The organism is Streptomyces sp. R11, assembly GCF_041051905.1.
Classification (GTDB): Bacteria; Actinomycetota; Actinomycetes; order Streptomycetales; family Streptomycetaceae; genus Streptomyces.
On the sequence record NZ_CP163432.1, the window covers coordinates 1,145,826 to 1,161,858 of the forward strand.

A 16,033-nucleotide genomic window follows, 5' to 3' on the forward strand; every position below is an offset into this window, starting at 1 on the left:
ATGGCCGCGGCCACCGCTCCATGCTGCTGGAGTGGTGGCCGCGGCCATTGCGGTGGGTGGGCTCAGCCGACCCCGGAAGCCGTCTCCTTTGCGCCCTGGGCCGGCACGGCGACAGGGGCCTCGGGACCCGGAGCCTCGGCCTCGGAGGTCTCGGGCGTTCCTGGCTTCCCTGGCCGCGCCTTCTCCGACTCCTCGTCGTCCAACTCGACCAAGATCTCGCCGTCCAGCACCTTCTTCGCCCGCTCCTTGTCGAGAGCCCCGTCCCAGCGGGAGACCGCGAAGACGGCGACGCAGTTGCCGAGCAGGTTGGTGACGACGCGCATCGAGTCCATGATGCGGTCCACGCCGAGGAGCAGAGCGACGGCTCCGGCCGGGATGGCGCCCAGCGAGGAGGCGGTCGCGGACAGGGCGAGGAAGGCCGAGCCGGGGATGCCCGCCATGCCCTTGCTGGTCAGCATCAGCACCAGGACCACGGTGATCTGCTGACTGAGGCTGAGGTCCACACCCACGGCCTGGGCGATGAACAACGTGCCGATGGACAGGTAGAGCGAGGCGCCGTCGAGGTTGAAGGAGTAGCCCGTCGGCAGCACCAGGCCCACGGCGTCGTCGCGGGCGCCCGCCTTGCGCAGCTTCTGCATCACGCGCGGCAGGACGGACTCGGTGGAGGCCGTGCCGAGCGCGAGCAGCATCTCCTCACGGATGTAGCGCAGGAACTTCCAGAGGCTGAGCCCGGTGACCACCTTCAGGGCGACGGCGAGCAGCGCGATGAAGAGCGCCGCGGCGGCGTAGCACAGGACGATCAGCTTGCCGTACGTCTCGATGACGCCGAGCCCGTAGTTGCCGATGAGGACGGCCATCGCGCCGAACACCGCGATCGGGGCCAGCCGCATGACGAAGCCGACAATCGCGAAGATGATCTCCTGGGCCTGCTCGATGGCCGGCAGCACCTGCGGCACCTTGGTGTGACCGAGATGCAGCAGCGCGGCACCCACCAGGCAGGCCAGGACGAGCACTTGGAGCAGAGCGTTCTCCGCGAAGGCCCCGATGAACGAGGTCGGGATGGCCTCCAACGCGAACTCCGTCGTCGAGGGCAAATGCCCGCCGCCCGTCTTCGCGTCGACCGCCGCGGCGTCGAGCGTGGACGGATCGACGTTCATCCCGGCACCGGGCTGGACCACGTTGGCGGCGAGAAGGCCGATGACCAGCGCGAGCGTGCTCGCGACCTCGAACCAGATCAGCGCCTTCAGCCCGATCCGGCCGAACGCCTTCAGATCACCGGCCTTGGCGATGCCGACGACGACCACGCAGAACACCAGCGGCGAGATGATCGTCTTGATGAGCCGGATGAAACCGTCGCCGAGCGGCTGGAGGTCCGCGGCGAATCCGGGCCACAGCTTCCCGACGACGATTCCGAGCACGAGCGCGCAGGCGACCTGCGCGAAGAGAGAGGTACGCAGTGTGCGTGCGACGCGTCGCGGAAGGGACGGTACGGACGGCGGCACGGGAACTCCTTGGGGACGGCGGCACACAGAAGCCCCAAGGGACGGCGGGGACTTCTGCCATACGGAAAGCGCATTCCGTGCCGATCACTTTGGGGGTGACGTTGTTCCCGCACAAGACCCCCGCGTTGCATCCGTGTAAATCACGTCCCGCGTGACGCATCGCACACAACTCGCCTCAGCAGCCCCTGCCGACCCGCCTCAACAGCCCTGGCGATCCTCGGTGAGCACCCCTTGGACACTGGTGACGGAGCGGTCGTAACAGCCGCCCGAGCCGTGCACCCGATAGCGCTCGCTCGTCGTGCCGACCGCGTGGCGCTGGTCGCGTGGCACGTTCAACGTCCATGCGGCGTCGCCCTCGACGGTGTCGTCGAGCCATGACCACGAGGTCCGCCGTCCACCTTCGGTCGTCACGACCGCGGCGCGGTCACCGAGGGTCAGCACGGTGCGCAGCCGGTCGTCCGCGCCGATCGTGATGGAGCCGTCCATGGTGTACGTCCGCTGCGTGCGCGTCGTCCGGGCGGGCCCGCGTCCGTCGACGGTCACCGACTGGTCGTCCGTCCAGGTGGCGTCGAGTGCGTCCAGGTTCTCGCCGTCGGTCCAGCGGTGTGCGGAGCTGTTCGCGAGCGACCGGCGCACGGTGGTCGTCACCCGGCCGTGCGAGGTGTCGACGTATCCGGCGACGGTCAGCCGGTGACCACCCTCGGTGTCCACTCGGTGCTCCGAACCGGGCGTGTACGTCGAGGAGTTGGCGAGGGCGCCGACCTTGTGCGCGGTGAGTCTGCCGGTGACGTGCGCGCTCTTCGCGTCCTGCCGGACGAGGACGTTCACGGGCGCGCTCCAGCCGCTCCGGCCCTCCGGAACTCCGACGACGGAGACCTCGACGCGGTGCGGGCGCCCGTCGTTGAGGAGACCCGCGAACGGCGTCAGGTCGTATTCGATCGGCTTGACGTCGAAGGCCCGTGGCCCCGGAGTCACGTACCAGAGGAAGGGATTGGACCAGCCGCCCGTCCAGACGTGCGGGAACGGCGCTGCGATTCCGGCGAGTTGACCGTCGACCTTGATCTGCACCTCACGGTACGGACCGCCGTCGGCCTTGCAGGAGTACGGGGCCGGCTCGGGCGCCGACAGGTACCAGAACTCCTCGCACCCGCCGCCGGAGCCGGTCGCGTACACCTCGGCGACGATACGTTCGCTGTTGCGCGGCGTGGTGAGCGTGCCGTCCTGGAGGGCGAGGACGCGGTCGGGGGTGCCGGCGGCAGGGCGGCCGGCGTAGAACGTCAATGTGACCTTGACGTCGATGACGCCGGTATACGTGTCGTCGACGACGTTCCCGATGAGCATCTCGACGTCCTGGCTGCGGCGGAAGGTGTCGCTGTACCGCGTGACGTCCTTCTCGACGGACCACTCGATCCCGTCCGGTGACGGTTCGGGGGTCGACGTACGGAAGACCTCGACCCCGCCGACCTGCAGATGGCCGAGCCGGTCGTACTGGCGTCCCTTGACCTTGCCGTCCATCCGCAGCACGACCTTGCTCCAGCGGTCGCCGCAGCCTTCGGGCGGGGTGTAGGTGCCCTTGTACGGGGTGAAGTCGCGGAACTGTGCCTCGGCCACGGCGACTTGGCAGGACTTGCCGGAGGGTTTACTGACGGGCGGGGCGGCGGTGAAGGGGTCGTGCCAGTCGGTGCCGAACTCGGCGGGGACATTGGCGGGGGCGTCGGCACCGGCGCCTTGGGTCGCGGGGACGGTTGGGGCCGCGGGGTCGGGTTGGGCCGCGGGGGCGGGGCTCGCTCCGATGAGGGTGCTCGCCAGGAGGGTCGCTCCCGTGAGCATGGACATGACTATCCGTCTCTTCATGGCCGGTGTTCTACGGCGAGTCGGGCATCCTCCGCAATGACGCCTACCGCGTCAGTGCGGGCGCTTCAGGTCGGCCCTGTCCCCCATCACCACCACGGGATGCCGATCGGGGTCGAGCGTGCGCAGCAGGTACTCCATCGCCGATCCGGACAGACTGACGCAGGCCGACGTGCCGCTGCCGTGGTCCATGTGCAGCCAGATGCTGCCGCCCTTGTCCTGACCACCGGGGCGGGAGGGGTCGTTGGGTGGGGTGCCCTTGACGCGGTTGTAGTCGATGGCGATGACGTAGTCGAAGTCGTGCCAGTAAGACTTCGCCCACCAGCGCGGCGCGGCGAAGGCAGCTGACCGCGTGTACGGCAACTTGGACCCGGGGTTCTTCAGCACGCCGCCTGCGTCGCTGAGCGTGAACGCCCCTACGGGGCTGCGGTTGTCGCCCTCGTGATGGTCGGTGGTCCAGCCCTTCTTGCCGTTGTGCGCGGGCCGGCTGCGGAGGCGGTCCCAGGCTGAGCCGCGCTTGGTGTAGAGCGCGACCGTGGAGTCCGGGGAGTTCTTGCCATGGCCGTAGACCGCCACCACCTGACGCGACTCGGCCGGGATGCGGCGCTGCCATCGGTCGCCGACACCAGGGATGCGCGTCGGGTCCACGGTGGTGGCCGATCGTCTGGGCACGGCCTTGCCGCCGCCCGAACCAGCGCCGTACTGAGGGCCGCCGCACGCGGTCAGGGTCGTGAGGGCCGTCAGGAGGGAGCAGCCGAGGGCCGCCGCCGCGACCGTGGCTCGCCGTAGTCCGCCGTTCCGCATCGGTCCATGGTCGCACCGGGGTCGGGGTGACGGCGGGAGCGACAGCAAACCGGCGGAGTGGGTGGCAGCCAAGCGGGGGCGGGGGCCAACCGGGGGCGGGCCGCAGCCAACCAGGGGCGGGGCGGCAGCCAACCGGCGGGGAGAGCGTCTGCCCCAGCGGCGGGATGGGCGGCTCGGCCGGACCGGCAGCGAGGGCGGAACCGGCCTCAGGAGCCAGAGCGGTGGCCGGGGTGCATTGGCCTCGTAGAGGCGGACCGGCGACGGAAGCCGCAACGGCTGCTGCGGCCTGAGCGGCAGCGGGAGCCGCAATGGCTTTCTCCGGCCGGACCGACAGCCGGAGCCACAACGGCTTCTCCGAGCCGGACCGACAGCCGGAGCCACAACGGCTTCTCCGAGCCGGACCGACAGCCGGAGCCACAACGGCTTCTCCGAGCCGGACCGACAGCCGGAGCCGCAGCACTTCTCGGGGCCGGAGCAGCAGCCGAATCTGTGCGACGGCCGGGAAAACCGCTTGCGTCCGGCCACGCTGCGACGCGAATCTGTCACGGTTTGCTGCTCCGCCGCGCCGATCCGCCGAGTGCTACCCACTCCCCGCATCGGCACCCGAACCACACCCCATCCCCATCCCTGATCCCCCCACTGACACGAGCCACTGGGACGTCATGCAGATTCAAGACCTTCCGTATCCCGATCCAGGTGTGCCGGACGCACGCTCGGGTCCCCGATTCCTGTGGTGGCTCTTCCGGAACCAGCTGGACGGACAGCTGAAGGCCTTGGCCTGGGGGCTGCTGCACTTCCTGTCCGTCTCCGCGCTGCCGTTCTGCGTGGGCGTCGCCGTACAGGCCGTCGTCGACCGCTCCGGCGCGCAACTCGCCCTCGCAGGCGGCCTTTTGGCGCTGTGCTGCGTCGGAAACGCGCTCGGCGACACCTTCCTGCACCGCACCGCCGTCACCAACTGGATCACTGCCGCCGCCCGCCTCCAGCAGGTGCTGGCCCGCAAGGCGGCCCAGCTGGGCTCGGCGTTGACCCGGCGCGTCGCGGCCGGTGAGGTCGTGGCCGTTTCCACCGGTGACGTCGAGAAGATCGGCTGGTTCGTCGAGGCCTGGTCACGGTTCACGGCGGCGGCGGTCACCCTCGTGGTGGTCTGTGTCGGCCTGGTCGTCTACCAACCCGCGCTCGGTGTGGTGATCGCCGTGGGGTTGCCCCTGCTGGCGGTCGCCGTGCTGCCGCTGCTGCCCCGGGCGACCCGACGGGCCGACTTCCAGCGCGAGAAGGCGGGCCGCGCCACCGAGCTGGCCTCCGACACCGTCGCCGGCCTGCGCGTGCTGCGTGGCATCGGCGGCGAGGAACTCTTCCTCGACCGCTACCGCCGAGCCTCCCAGGAGGTACGCCACGCGGCCGTGCGCAGCGCCCGGATGTGGTCCCTGATCTCGGCGATCCAGGTGCTGTTGCCGGGCCTGCTGCTGATCGCTGTGGTCTGGTACGGCGTCCACCTGGCCCGCCAGGGCCGGGTCACCGTCGGCGAACTGGTCACCGTCTACAGCTCGGTCATGATCCTCACCTATCCGCTCCGCCACTTCGAAGAGATCGCGATGGCCTACTCCTTCTCCCGGCCCTCGGCCCGGCGGGCCGCGCGTGTGCTTGCGCTGGAGCGGGTCACCGACACCGACGGGTCCCGCGACGGGTCCGAGATGCCCTCCGGGGATCTGTACGACCCGGCCACCGGACTGCTCGCCCCCTCCGGCCGACTCACCGCCGTGGTGTGCGGCGACCCGGACGCGGCGGGACGGCTGGCCGAACGGCTGGGCGGACACCCCTCCGAGGAAGGCGCCTCCGTGCTCCTGGGCGGCGTCCCGCTCGACGAGTTGCCGCTCGACAACGCCCGTACGGCCGTCCTCGTACAGGACAAGGACCCCGTACTGCTCTCCGGCACACTGCGCGAACTGTTCGACGTACCCAGGTCGGGAGACGTCGGCCCCGAGGAGGCGCTGGCGGCGGCGCAGTGCGAGGACGTCCTCGCCGCTCTGGTCCAGGGATCGCTCGACACCGAGGACCCGATGGAGGCCCGCATCACCGAGCGCGGCCGGTCCCTGTCCGGCGGCCAGCGCCAGCGCATCGCGCTCGCCCGGTCGCTGGTCACGGACCCGGAGGTGCTCGTCCTGGACGAGCCGACCTCGGCCGTCGACTCGCACACCGAGGCCCGGATCGCCGAGGGCGTGCGGCACCTGCGGGCGGGCCGCACGACCGTGGTGTTCACCTCGTCGCCGCTGCTCCTGGACCGCGCCGACCGGGTCGTACTCGTCCACGAGGGCGAGGTCGCGGCGGTCGGCGTGCACCGCGAACTGGTCCACGCCGAGCCCCGGTACCGGGCCGTCGTGACCCGGGAGACCGACGAGGAGGCGGCCCGCGACGAGGCGCTGCCCGAAAGTGCCGCCCGCCAGAGCGGATTGCGCGAAGGGTCCGCCCTCAACGACGTCCTGAAGGAACTGGAAGAGATCGAGGAGTCGGCATGATCGGCGTTGCGCCACCGGCGTATGACCCGGCGGCCCCGACGACGGCGAACACGCTGCCGGTGGGCGCCCCGGCGACCGTACGCGCCTATGTCGTCGAGTTGTTCCGTCGGCACCGCCGTGCCTTCGTGCTCCTCGTCGTCGTCAACACGGTCGCCGTGGTGGCCTCGATGGCAGGGCCGTGGCTGCTGGGCGGACTGGTGGAGCGGGTGTCGGACGACCCCGGCACCGGCACCCGTGAGCTCCATCTGGAGCTCACCATCGGCCTGTTCGCGATCGCCCTGCTCATCCAGGCCGTGTTCGTCCGGCAGGTGCGGCTGCGCGGCGCGATGCTCGGCGAGCGGATGCTGGCCGACCTGCGCGAGGACTTCCTCGTACGGTCGGTCGGCCTGCCGCCCGGTGTCCTTGAGCGAGCCGGGACCGGTGACCTGCTGTCCCGGATCACGACGGACATCGACCGGCTGGCCAACGCGATGCGCGAGGCCGTGCCCCAGCTGGCGATCGGTGTCGTGTGGGCCGTCCTGCTGCTGGGCGGGCTCGTCGTCACCGCGCCGCCGCTCGCCGCCGCCGTACTGCTCGCGGTGCCGCTGCTGGTGGTCGGTTGCCGCTGGTACTTCAGGCGCGCGCCTGCCGCCTACCGCTCGGAGGCCGCCGGATACGCCTCCGTGGCCGCCGCGCTCGCCGAGACCGTGGACGCCGGGCGCACCGTCGAGGCCCACCGCCTCGGTGGACGCCGGGTCGAGCTGTCGGAACTGCGGATCAAGCAATGGACGGCGTGGGAGCGCTACACACTCTGGCTGCGGTCGGTGCTCTTCCCGGTCATCAACGTCACTCATGTGACCGTGCTCGCCTCCGTTCTGATCATGGGCGGGGTGTTCGTCCTGCAGGGCTGGATCGGAGTCGGTCAACTGACAACGGGTGCGCTGATCGCCCAGATGCTGGTCGACCCGGTCGGGCTGATCCTGCGCTGGTACGACGAGCTGCAGGTGGCTCAGGTGTCGCTGGCCCGGCTGGTCGGGGTCCGGGACATCGAGCCGGACGCCGGGGACGCCGGGCTGGAGCCCGAGGGCCGCGATGTGCACGCCGACCGGGTGCACTTCGGCTACCTGGAGGGCGTGGACGTGCTGCGCAAGGTCTCCTTGCAGGTCGCGCCCGGCACCAGGCTGGCGCTGGTCGGCCCCTCGGGTGCCGGCAAGTCGACCCTGGGTCGGCTGCTCGCGGGTATCTACGCTCCCCGGGACGGCAGGATCACCCTCGGCGACGCCGAACTGTCCCGGATGACCGCCGAGCGGGTCCGCTCCCACGTGGCCCTGGTCAACCAGGAGCACCACGTGTTCGTGGGCTCCCTGCGCGACAACCTGCTGCTGGCCCGCACCGGCGCGACCGACGCCGAGCTGTGGGCGGCGCTGGGCGCGGTCGACGCGGACGCGTGGGCCCGTGCCCTCGACGACGGCCTGGACACCGAGGTCGGCTCGGGCGGGTTCGCGCTCACTCCGGCCCAGGCCCAGCAGATCGCGCTGGCCCGTCTCGTGCTGGCCGACCCGCACACGCTGGTACTGGACGAGGCGACCTCGCTCCTCGACCCCCGCGCGGCCCGCCACCTGGAACGCTCCCTCGCCCGCGTCCTCGACGGCCGCACCGTAGTCGCCATCGCCCACCGCCTCCACACCGCCCACGACGCGGACGTCATCGCCGTCGTCGAAAACGGCCGGATCAGCGAGCTGGGCAGCCACGACGAACTGGTCAGGGCGGACGGGGCGTATGCGGCGCTGTGGCGCTCGTGGCATGGGTGAGCAGGTCGGACCGGAGGAGGGGGGTCGCCGACCGGGGCGCGGGGGTTGGCGGGCGAGGCCGGGCTCGGCGGGCGGCTGGGCGAGGGCAGTGGGCCGGTAGGGCCGGTGAGCCGGTAGGGCCGGTGAGCCGGTAGGGCCGGTGAGCCGGTAGGGCCGGTGAGCCGGTAGGGCCAGTAGGGCTGGGTGAGGCCAAGGCCCTGCGCCACCGGGGCTGAGAGCGCGCAGGGCTGAGCCGGGTGACGCGCAGGGCTGAGCCGGGTGACTTGGGCGGCTGGGGCGGAAGGCACGGTTCGCGGGGCCAGGTGTCGGGAGCCGGGGCGGGGCGCAGCCAGCCGGGGGTCGGATCGGGGACGCCGGGACCTTTGCAGGACCGCAGGACCGCAGGACCGCAGGACCGCAGGACCGCAGGACCGCAGGACCGCAGGACCGCAGGACCGCAGGACCGCAGGACGGAACGACCGGCGCCCGGCATAGCACCGGTACTCGGACACGCGGGGCCGGGCAGCCGTGGCACGCCCCTGCGCGGGCGAGGCAGAGGTTGAGCCCGGACTCGGCTCGGCCCCGCGCGGCGGGACGGATCCGGGCCCGGGGATCCGGAGTCCTCGCCGTGGCCCCATGCCGCCGCACCGGAGCGCACCCGTGCCGTTGCGCCGGGGTGAAAAGGGGTGGAAGGCTGGATAGCGGCACCGGTTCGGGGAGCACCCGGGAACCACGCGGTTTCGCGCCGGGTGCGGCCTGTGCCCCGCGTCGCGGCGGCCCACCGCCGACCGCGGTGAGTTCGGGCCCGTCCCCACCACCTGGAGGTACCCGTGAACAGCGCCGACGGATGGGGTGACGACGTCTACCAGCCCGACGCATCCGATCAACGCGAGGACACAGGGCTGCTCGACGCCGAGGACACACTGGAGAACGACGGCGTCGACGACCCCCTGGACCGTGGCTGGTCCCCACCGGACCGACCATGGGCGGTGGAACACAGCGGTGTCACGGCCGCCGAGCGCCATCAGGGCGAGACCCTCGACCAGCGGCTCGCCGAGGAACAGCCCGACCTGGTCGCCCCCGACGGTGACGGCCTCGGCGACGCCGAGGGCACCGACGGGGAACTCGTCGACAACGAGGTCGGCGCCGCCCGCTCCGGCCGCCTCGTCGCGCCCGACGAGGGCGCCCACGAGGACGAGGAGAGTGCGCTCGTCGCGACAGACGTGGGCATCGACGGCGCGGCGGCGTCCGCCGAGGAGGCCGCCATGCACATCGTCGACGAGGACACGTACGGCTGACCTCCGCAGTGCCTGCTCGGTTGATCCCCGCAGCCCCCGTGCCACAGTCCCCGCGCCTTCGGCGCCACGCCGTCGGTCGTTGCCGATGCCGGAATACGAGGAGCCCGCATGCAGCAGGACAAGCACCCCGACTACCACGAGGTCGTCTTCCGCGACCGCGCCGCAGGCTACGCCTTCCTGACGCGGTCCACGGCGACCAGCGATCAGACCATCGACTGGGACGACGGCAAGACGTACCCGGTCGTGGACGTCGAGATCTCGTCCGAGAGCCATCCCTTCTACACCGGGAAGGCACGCACGGTGGACACCGAGGGCCGGGTCGCGGCCTTCGAGCGCCGCTACGGCGGCGGAGCCGGACAGGGCGGCTGATCCGCAGAGCACACCGGAGGTCCAGGGTGTCCCGCGGCCCGGACGGTCAAAGCGTGCCGCAGGCCGATCACCGGCGTGCCGACCTGGCCGCCGCCGCCCGCTCAGATCACGTTGAGCGCTGCCGCGCAGCCCACCCCGCCGAGCACCATGAACGCCGGCATCAGCACCTTGAGCTCGACCCAGCTGCCCGCCCGGAACCGCATGGGCTTCGGCGGGCCCACCGGATACCAGCGCTTGCGGCCTACCGGAATCGGCCACAGGATCGGGCAGCCGGACACCGTCAGCGCGTCGCCGATGTCGTGCACCAGCGCACCCAGCACGATCGGCAGCCCCAGCCACAGGTACTCCTGGCCCGGTGCCGTGAACAGCCAGTCCGAGCCGTTGCCCGGCTTGTCCAGTACACCGGCGAGGATCCACGCACTGGTCGCCGCCAGCAACCAGACCAGGACGTCGGCACTGGAGCCCCGGGTCGCACGCCACAGCAGGCCCTCGATGGCCAGCACCATGTGCGCGAACAGGATCGCCAGCACCGCCCAACGCCCCCCGGTGATCGCCAGGGCGGAGGCGCCCCCGCCGATCAGGACCGCCCACAGCCAGGTGTGCGTGAGCGTGCGATGCCCACCGGAGCGCCGCGGGTCGCCCTGCTTCTTCGTCGCCTTGTAGACCGCGTAGGACAGCTTGTCGACGATCTCGCACAGCCAGCGCGACAGCGGACCGAAGGCCCGCGAAATGGTGGCCGCCTTGTGATCGAGGTCCGGGGCGAGGGCGGCCCCGGCGCAGATCAGCGCGCCGGCGAGGAGGACCGGCCAGGGCATTCCGTGCCCGGCAGCGGCAGCCGCCGCTCCGACGCCGAGCCAGGCGGCAGCGCCCGACAGTGAGTGTGCTGGTCCCATCATCGGTGTTGCCCGCCCCATTCTTCGTGTGCCGCTGTCCAGTTGACCGGGTTCGCTGACATGTCGTCGGCGACACAGCGTAGCGTTCGCGATCTTCGCGCCCGCAGCCGATTCCCCTCTGGGCCAGGAGGGCAGGCAAGATGGGTGGGTGACCCTCATCGATCAGTTGCCGCCGACCGCCGACCCCGACGCCCTCTACGAAGCCTTCGAGTCGTGGGCCGAGGAGCGGGGTCTGACTCTGTACCCCCACCAGGAGGAGGCGCTGATCGAGGTGGTCTCCGGCGCGAACGTGATCGTGTCGACGCCCACCGGCTCCGGCAAGAGCATGATCGCCGCGGGCGCCCACTTCGCCGCCCTGGCCCGGGACGAGGTCACCTTCTACACCGCCCCGATCAAGGCGCTGGTCTCGGAGAAGTTCTTCGAACTGTGCAAGATCTTCGGCACCGAGAACGTCGGCATGCTGACCGGCGACGCGTCCGTCAACGCCGACGCCCCCGTCATCTGCTGCACCGCCGAGGTGCTCGCGTCGATCGCCCTGCGCGACGGAAAGCAGGCGGACGTCGGCCAGGTCGTCATGGACGAGTTCCACTTCTACGCGGAGGGGGACCGCGGCTGGGCGTGGCAGATCCCGATCCTGGAGCTGCCGCAGGCGCAGTTCATCCTGATGTCGGCGACGCTCGGCGACGTCTCGATGTTCGAGGAGGACCTCACTCGGCGCACCGGCCGCCCGACCTCGGTGGTCCGCTCGGCAAACCGTCCCGTGCCGCTGTCCTACGAGTACAAGCTCACCCCGCTCACCGAGACCCTGACCGAGCTGCTGGAGACCAAGCAGGCGCCGGTCTACATCGTGCACTTCACTCAGGCTCAGGCCGTGGAGCGGGCGCAGGCGCTGATGAGCATCAACATGTGCTCCCGCGAGGAGAAGGACCAGATCGCCGAGCTGATCGGCAACTTCCGCTTCACCACCAAGTTCGGCCGCAATCTCTCCCGTTATGTCCGGCACGGCATCGGCGTCCATCACGCCGGGATGCTGCCGAAGTACCGGCGACTGGTGGAGAAGCTCGCGCAGGCCGGTCTGCTGAAGGTCATCTGCGGCACGGACACACTCGGTGTCGGCGTCAACGTCCCCATCCGCACGGTGCTGTTCACGGCCCTGACCAAGTACGACGGCAGCCGCGTCCGCACCCTGCGCAACCGGGAGTTCCACCAGATCGCGGGCCGCGCCGGGCGGGCCGGCTTCGACACGGCGGGCTTTGTCGTCGCCCAGGGCCCCGAGCACGTCATCGAGAACGAGAAGGCGCTCGCCAAGGCCGGGGACGACCCGAAGAAGCGTCGCAAGGTCGTCCGCAAGAAGGCCCCCGAGGGCTTCGTCGCCTGGACGGAGAACACCTTCGAGAAGCTCATCGCCTCCGAACCGGAACCGCTGACGTCCCGCTTCCGGGTCACGCACACCATGCTCCTGTCGGTGATCGCCCGACCAGGCAACGCCTTCGAGGCGATGCGGCACCTGCTGGAGGACAACCACGAGCCGCGCAAGCAGCAGCTGCGGCACATCCGGCGCGCGATCGCGATCTACCGCTCGCTTCTGGACGGCGGCATCGTCGAGAAACTCGACGAGCCGGACGCCACGGGACGCATCGTCCGCCTCACCGTCGACCTCCAGCAGGACTTCGCGCTCAACCAGCCGCTGTCCACCTTCGCGCTGGCCGCCTTCGAGCTGCTGGACCCGGAATCGCCGTCCTACGCCCTGGACATGGTGTCCGTCGTCGAGTCCACCCTGGACGACCCACGGCAGATCCTGGTCGCCCAGCAGAACAAGGCGAAGGGCGAGGCCGTCGCCGCGATGAAGGCTGACGGCATCGAGTACGAGGAGCGCATGGAGCGCCTCCAGGAGATCACGTACCCGAAGCCCCTGGAGGAGTTGCTCTTCCACGCGTACAACACGTACCGCAAGAGCCACCCCTGGGTCGGCGACCACCCGCTGTCGCCGAAGTCCGTCATCCGGGACATGTACGAACGCGCCATGTCCTTCACGGAGTTGGTGTCCTTCTACGAGCTGGCCCGCACCGAGGGCATCGTGCTGCGCTACCTCGCGAGCGCCTTCAAGACCCTCGACCACAACATCCCCGACGACCTCAAGTCCGAGGATCTGCAGGACCTGATCGAGTGGCTCGGCGAAATGGTGCGGCAGGTCGACTCCAGCCTGCTCGACGAGTGGGAACAGCTCGCCAACCCGGAGGAGATGACCGCCGAGGAGGCCCAGGAGAAGGCCGACGAGGTCAAGCCGGTCACCACCAACGCGCGCGCCTTCCGCGTCCTTGTCCGCAACGCGATGTTCCGCCGCGTCGAGCTCGCCGCCCTCGACCACGTCGAGGAGCTGGGCGAGTTGGACGCCGACGCCGGCTGGGACGCGGATGCCTGGGGCGAGGCGATGGACAAGTACTGGGACGAGTACGAGGACCTCGGCACCGGCCCCGACGCCCGTGGCCCCAAGCTGCTGGTGATCGAGGAGGAACCGGCGAACCGCCTGTGGCGGGTCCGTCAGATCTTCGACGACCCGAACGGCGACCACGACTGGGGCATCAGCGCGGAAATCGACCTCACCGCCTCCGACGCGGAGGGCCGCGCCGTGGTCCGCGTCACCAACGTAGGTCAGCTGTGAGCACAGGAGAATCCCACTCATGACGACGAATCCGGCCGAGAGACTCGTCGACCTGCTCGACCTGGAGCAGATCGAGGTCAACATCTTCCGCGGCCGCAGCCCGCAGGAGTCCCTGCAGCGGGTCTTCGGCGGCCAGGTCGCGGGCCAGGCGCTGATCGCCGCGGCGCGCACCACGGACGGTGACCGTCCGGTGCACTCGCTGCACGCGTACTTCCTGCGCCCGGGGCGGCCGGGCGTGCCGATCGTGTACCAGGTCGAACGGGTGCGGGACGGCAGGTCGTTCACGACCCGCCGGGTCACCGCCGTGCAGCAGGGCCGCACGATCTTCAATCTCACCGCCTCCTTTCACAAGCCTGAGCAAGGGAGCTTCGAGCACCAGCTGCCGCCGGCACGCAAGGTTCCGGACCCGGATTCGCTGCCGACGGTCACCGACGAGATCCGGGAACATCTGGGCACGCTGCCCGAGCAGTTGGAGCGGATGGCGCGCCGTCAGCCCTTCGACATCCGCTACGTGGACCGGCTCCGCTGGACCGACGAGGAAGTCAAGGGCGCAGAGCCGCGCAGTGCTGTGTGGATGCGCGCGGTGGGGCCGCTCGGTGACGACCCGGTCGTGCACACCTGCGCGCTGACCTACGCCAGCGACATGACGCTCCTGGACGCCGTCCGTATCCCGGTGGAACCGCTGTGGGGTCCTCGGAGTTTCGACATCGCCTCGCTGGACCACGCGATGTGGTTCCACCGGCCGTTCCGGGCGGACGAGTGGTTCCTGTACGACCAGGAGTCGCCGATCGCGACTGGCGGACGGGGTCTCGCCCGTGGTCGGATCTACGACCTGGAGGGGCGCCTGCTGGTGTCCGTCGTCCAGGAGGGACTGTTCAGGGCGCTGTAGCCCGCGGAGTTCTGCGCCGGAGCCAGCTGAGCACGCCGCGGGGCGGTTCCGGCTCCACGGGCCGGGACGCGCCGAGGAGCCCTACGTGGTGCGCCGGAGCCGGTGCCCGTTTCGGTGTCGGACGCGGCGCGGGCCGCCTGTCTCGCACCTCCTGCAGAACCGCCGCCAGTTCGGCTCGCAACAGGCTGATCTCGTCCGGGTCGTCCGCCGTCATGAGCTTCTCGGCGATGAGCGCGGAGGGTGAACCCGGTGCGCCGGATGCCGGCGGACCGGGGCGGAAGCGGTTGACGTGAGAGCGCTCATAGGGGTCGGGGACGAGCTCCGCGATCTGGACGGGGTCGAGGAAGGCGGCCAGCGCGCCGGCGCTCTCCCATGGGTCCTCGGCCAGTCGCAGCAGGAATCCCCGGTGCCGGCCCCGCCAGTTGCGCGGACGCAGATCCACTCCCGCGTCCAACATGCCTCGCAGCCCTTCGGGCATACGCCGGTCGTTCAGCAGTGGCCCATTCTTCTCGTCGGCGGCGAACTGCTTCAGTTCCTCAGCCAGATACAGCCAGACCACGGCTCGATACCGGTTGAAGTACCACTTCACCGGCACCACCAGGCCCAGCCGCGCGAGCCGTGTGAACCTGCCGGGGGACACGTCGACGAGGTCCGCGCCCTCGGTCGTACCCACCACCCGCACACGGTCCACCAGGGACTCCGGGAAACCGCGCCCGGAACTCACCCTGTCGATCTCGGACCGTGGGACCCGCCGGCCCCCGCCTCCCTCGTCGGGCACGGTCCGGATGAGGCCGAGATGGATTGCGAGGTCCAGCTCGCCTCGTTTCACCCCCAGTTCCCGGGCCGCGCGGCTCGGCGTGCAGGACAGGAGGTGCGGCTTCGTAATGGTGTCGCCTGACATGGTCGATCTCCCCCGTGGGTCAGTGGCTCACGCTCTGTGCGTTCGCCGTGACAGAAACGTAGCCGCTCGGCCAGATCTCGTGGTGAGCCTGTGGATAACTCCACGGGGGACGAAGAACAAGCAGGTCAGAGGTCTGTGAGAGGTGCCCGCTCGGGCTTTCGGGCGTCCACGTCGAGGTGCTCACCGACCCGGTTGACGAGCAGGGTCATCTCGTAGGCGATCTGGCCGATGTCGACCTCCGCGCCGCTGAGCACGCACAGACAACTGCCGGTGCCCGCCGCTGTCACGAACAGCACGGCTTCGTCGAACTCGACCATCGTCTGGCGCACCTTGCCCGCGCCGAAGTGCCGTCCGGAGCCTTTGGCCAGGCTGTGCAGCCCGGACGAGACGGCGGCCAGGTGCTCGGCGTCCTCGCGCCGCAGCCCCGTACTCGCGCCCGTCACCAGACCGTCGTTGGACAGCACCAACGCGTGCCGTACATGATCGACGCGCTCCGTCAGGTCGTCCAGGAGCCAGCCAAGTCCCTGGTTCTGCGCCATGATCCGGTCTCCCCGTGTAGATGTCTCCCCCTGCACCGGAGGA

Annotated in this window: 12 protein-coding genes; 6 read left to right on the forward strand and 6 right to left on the reverse strand. The window is 70.5% G+C overall.

Going from position 1 to position 16,033, the window contains the following annotated elements; genetic code table 11:
- Nucleotides 1–62: 62 nt before the first annotated feature.
- The 3 genes from AB5J55_RS05255 to AB5J55_RS05265 form a co-directional block, all read right to left on the reverse strand.
- Entirely contained in the window at nucleotides 63–1,502 is a 1,440-nt protein-coding gene (locus AB5J55_RS05255) for a cation:dicarboxylase symporter family transporter (RefSeq protein WP_369269526.1), read from the reverse strand.
- A gap of 198 nt (nucleotides 1,503–1,700) precedes the next feature.
- Complete coding sequence (locus tag AB5J55_RS05260; RefSeq protein ID WP_369269527.1) at nucleotides 1,701–3,356, reverse strand: peptide-N4-asparagine amidase; 1,656 nt, start codon at nucleotides 3,354–3,356, stop codon at nucleotides 1,701–1,703.
- A gap of 51 nt (nucleotides 3,357–3,407) precedes the next feature.
- The gene (locus AB5J55_RS05265; protein ID WP_369269528.1) at nucleotides 3,408–4,157 is read right to left on the reverse strand and encodes a hypothetical protein; all 750 of its coding nucleotides are present in this window, start codon (nucleotides 4,155–4,157) and stop codon (nucleotides 3,408–3,410) included.
- Between the two features lie 662 nt (nucleotides 4,158–4,819).
- Between AB5J55_RS05265 and AB5J55_RS05270 the strand changes: the two genes are divergently transcribed.
- From AB5J55_RS05270 to AB5J55_RS05285, 4 genes are all read left to right on the forward strand, one after another.
- Entirely contained in the window at nucleotides 4,820–6,670 is a 1,851-nt protein-coding gene (locus AB5J55_RS05270) for an ABC transporter transmembrane domain-containing protein (RefSeq protein ID WP_369269529.1), read from the forward strand.
- Nucleotides 6,667–8,460 carry an ABC transporter ATP-binding protein gene (locus AB5J55_RS05275; protein ID WP_369269530.1) on the forward strand — a complete coding sequence of 598 codons (1,794 nt, stop codon included), beginning with the start codon at nucleotides 6,667–6,669 and terminating at the stop codon, nucleotides 8,458–8,460. The genes AB5J55_RS05270 and AB5J55_RS05275 overlap by 4 nt, the downstream gene beginning before the upstream one ends.
- 809 nt (nucleotides 8,461–9,269) lie before the next feature.
- Nucleotides 9,270–9,737 carry a DUF5709 domain-containing protein gene (locus AB5J55_RS05280; RefSeq protein ID WP_369269531.1) on the forward strand — a complete coding sequence of 156 codons (468 nt, stop codon included), beginning with the start codon at nucleotides 9,270–9,272 and terminating at the stop codon, nucleotides 9,735–9,737.
- Nucleotides 9,738–9,845: 108 nt separating this feature from the next.
- Nucleotides 9,846–10,106 (forward strand): type B 50S ribosomal protein L31, encoded by a 261-nt coding sequence (locus AB5J55_RS05285; protein WP_369269532.1) that lies wholly within the window; start codon nucleotides 9,846–9,848, stop codon nucleotides 10,104–10,106.
- 101 nt (nucleotides 10,107–10,207) lie between these two features.
- Here AB5J55_RS05285 and AB5J55_RS05290 read toward each other — a convergent pair whose 3' ends face one another.
- Nucleotides 10,208–11,002, reverse strand: coding sequence for a metal-dependent hydrolase (locus AB5J55_RS05290; RefSeq protein WP_369269533.1), 795 nt, complete (start codon nucleotides 11,000–11,002; stop codon nucleotides 10,208–10,210).
- A gap of 145 nt (nucleotides 11,003–11,147) precedes the next feature.
- Here AB5J55_RS05290 and AB5J55_RS05295 point away from each other — a divergent pair, with 145 nt between their 5' ends.
- Complete coding sequence (locus tag AB5J55_RS05295; protein WP_369269534.1) at nucleotides 11,148–13,661, forward strand: DEAD/DEAH box helicase; 2,514 nt, start codon at nucleotides 11,148–11,150, stop codon at nucleotides 13,659–13,661.
- A 19-nt stretch (nucleotides 13,662–13,680) separates the two neighbouring features.
- Nucleotides 13,681–14,550 carry an acyl-CoA thioesterase gene (locus tag AB5J55_RS05300; RefSeq protein ID WP_369269535.1) on the forward strand — a complete coding sequence of 290 codons (870 nt, stop codon included), beginning with the start codon at nucleotides 13,681–13,683 and terminating at the stop codon, nucleotides 14,548–14,550.
- Here the strand turns inward: AB5J55_RS05300 and AB5J55_RS05305 are convergent.
- Together AB5J55_RS05305 and AB5J55_RS05310 are read right to left on the reverse strand one after the other, a co-directional pair.
- Complete coding sequence (locus tag AB5J55_RS05305; RefSeq protein WP_369269536.1) at nucleotides 14,537–15,451, reverse strand: DUF6397 family protein; 915 nt, start codon at nucleotides 15,449–15,451, stop codon at nucleotides 14,537–14,539. The genes AB5J55_RS05300 and AB5J55_RS05305 overlap by 14 nt on opposite strands.
- A gap of 125 nt (nucleotides 15,452–15,576) precedes the next feature.
- Entirely contained in the window at nucleotides 15,577–15,990 is a 414-nt protein-coding gene (locus tag AB5J55_RS05310; protein ID WP_369269537.1) for a roadblock/LC7 domain-containing protein, read from the reverse strand.
- Between the last annotated feature and the right edge of the window lie 43 nt (nucleotides 15,991–16,033).

Bases quoted from the DNA above. Each gene is read 5' to 3' on its own strand.
- AB5J55_RS05265 (WP_369269528.1), bottom strand. From the start codon at position 4,157: ATGCGGAACGGCGGACTACGGCGAGCCACGGTCGCGGCGGCGGCCCTC.
- AB5J55_RS05275 (WP_369269530.1), top strand. From the start codon at position 6,667: ATGATCGGCGTTGCGCCACCGGCGTATGACCCGGCGGCCCCGACGACG.
- AB5J55_RS05290 (WP_369269533.1), bottom strand. From the start codon at position 11,002: ATGATGGGACCAGCACACTCACTGTCGGGCGCTGCCGCCTGGCTCGGC.
- AB5J55_RS05260 (WP_369269527.1), bottom strand. From the start codon at position 3,356: ATGAAGAGACGGATAGTCATGTCCATGCTCACGGGAGCGACCCTCCTG.
- AB5J55_RS05305 (WP_369269536.1), bottom strand. From the start codon at position 15,451: ATGTCAGGCGACACCATTACGAAGCCGCACCTCCTGTCCTGCACGCCG.
- AB5J55_RS05285 (WP_369269532.1), top strand. From the start codon at position 9,846: ATGCAGCAGGACAAGCACCCCGACTACCACGAGGTCGTCTTCCGCGAC.
- AB5J55_RS05270 (WP_369269529.1), top strand. From the start codon at position 4,820: ATGCAGATTCAAGACCTTCCGTATCCCGATCCAGGTGTGCCGGACGCA.
- AB5J55_RS05310 (WP_369269537.1), bottom strand. From the start codon at position 15,990: ATGGCGCAGAACCAGGGACTTGGCTGGCTCCTGGACGACCTGACGGAG.
- AB5J55_RS05300 (WP_369269535.1), top strand. From the start codon at position 13,681: ATGACGACGAATCCGGCCGAGAGACTCGTCGACCTGCTCGACCTGGAG.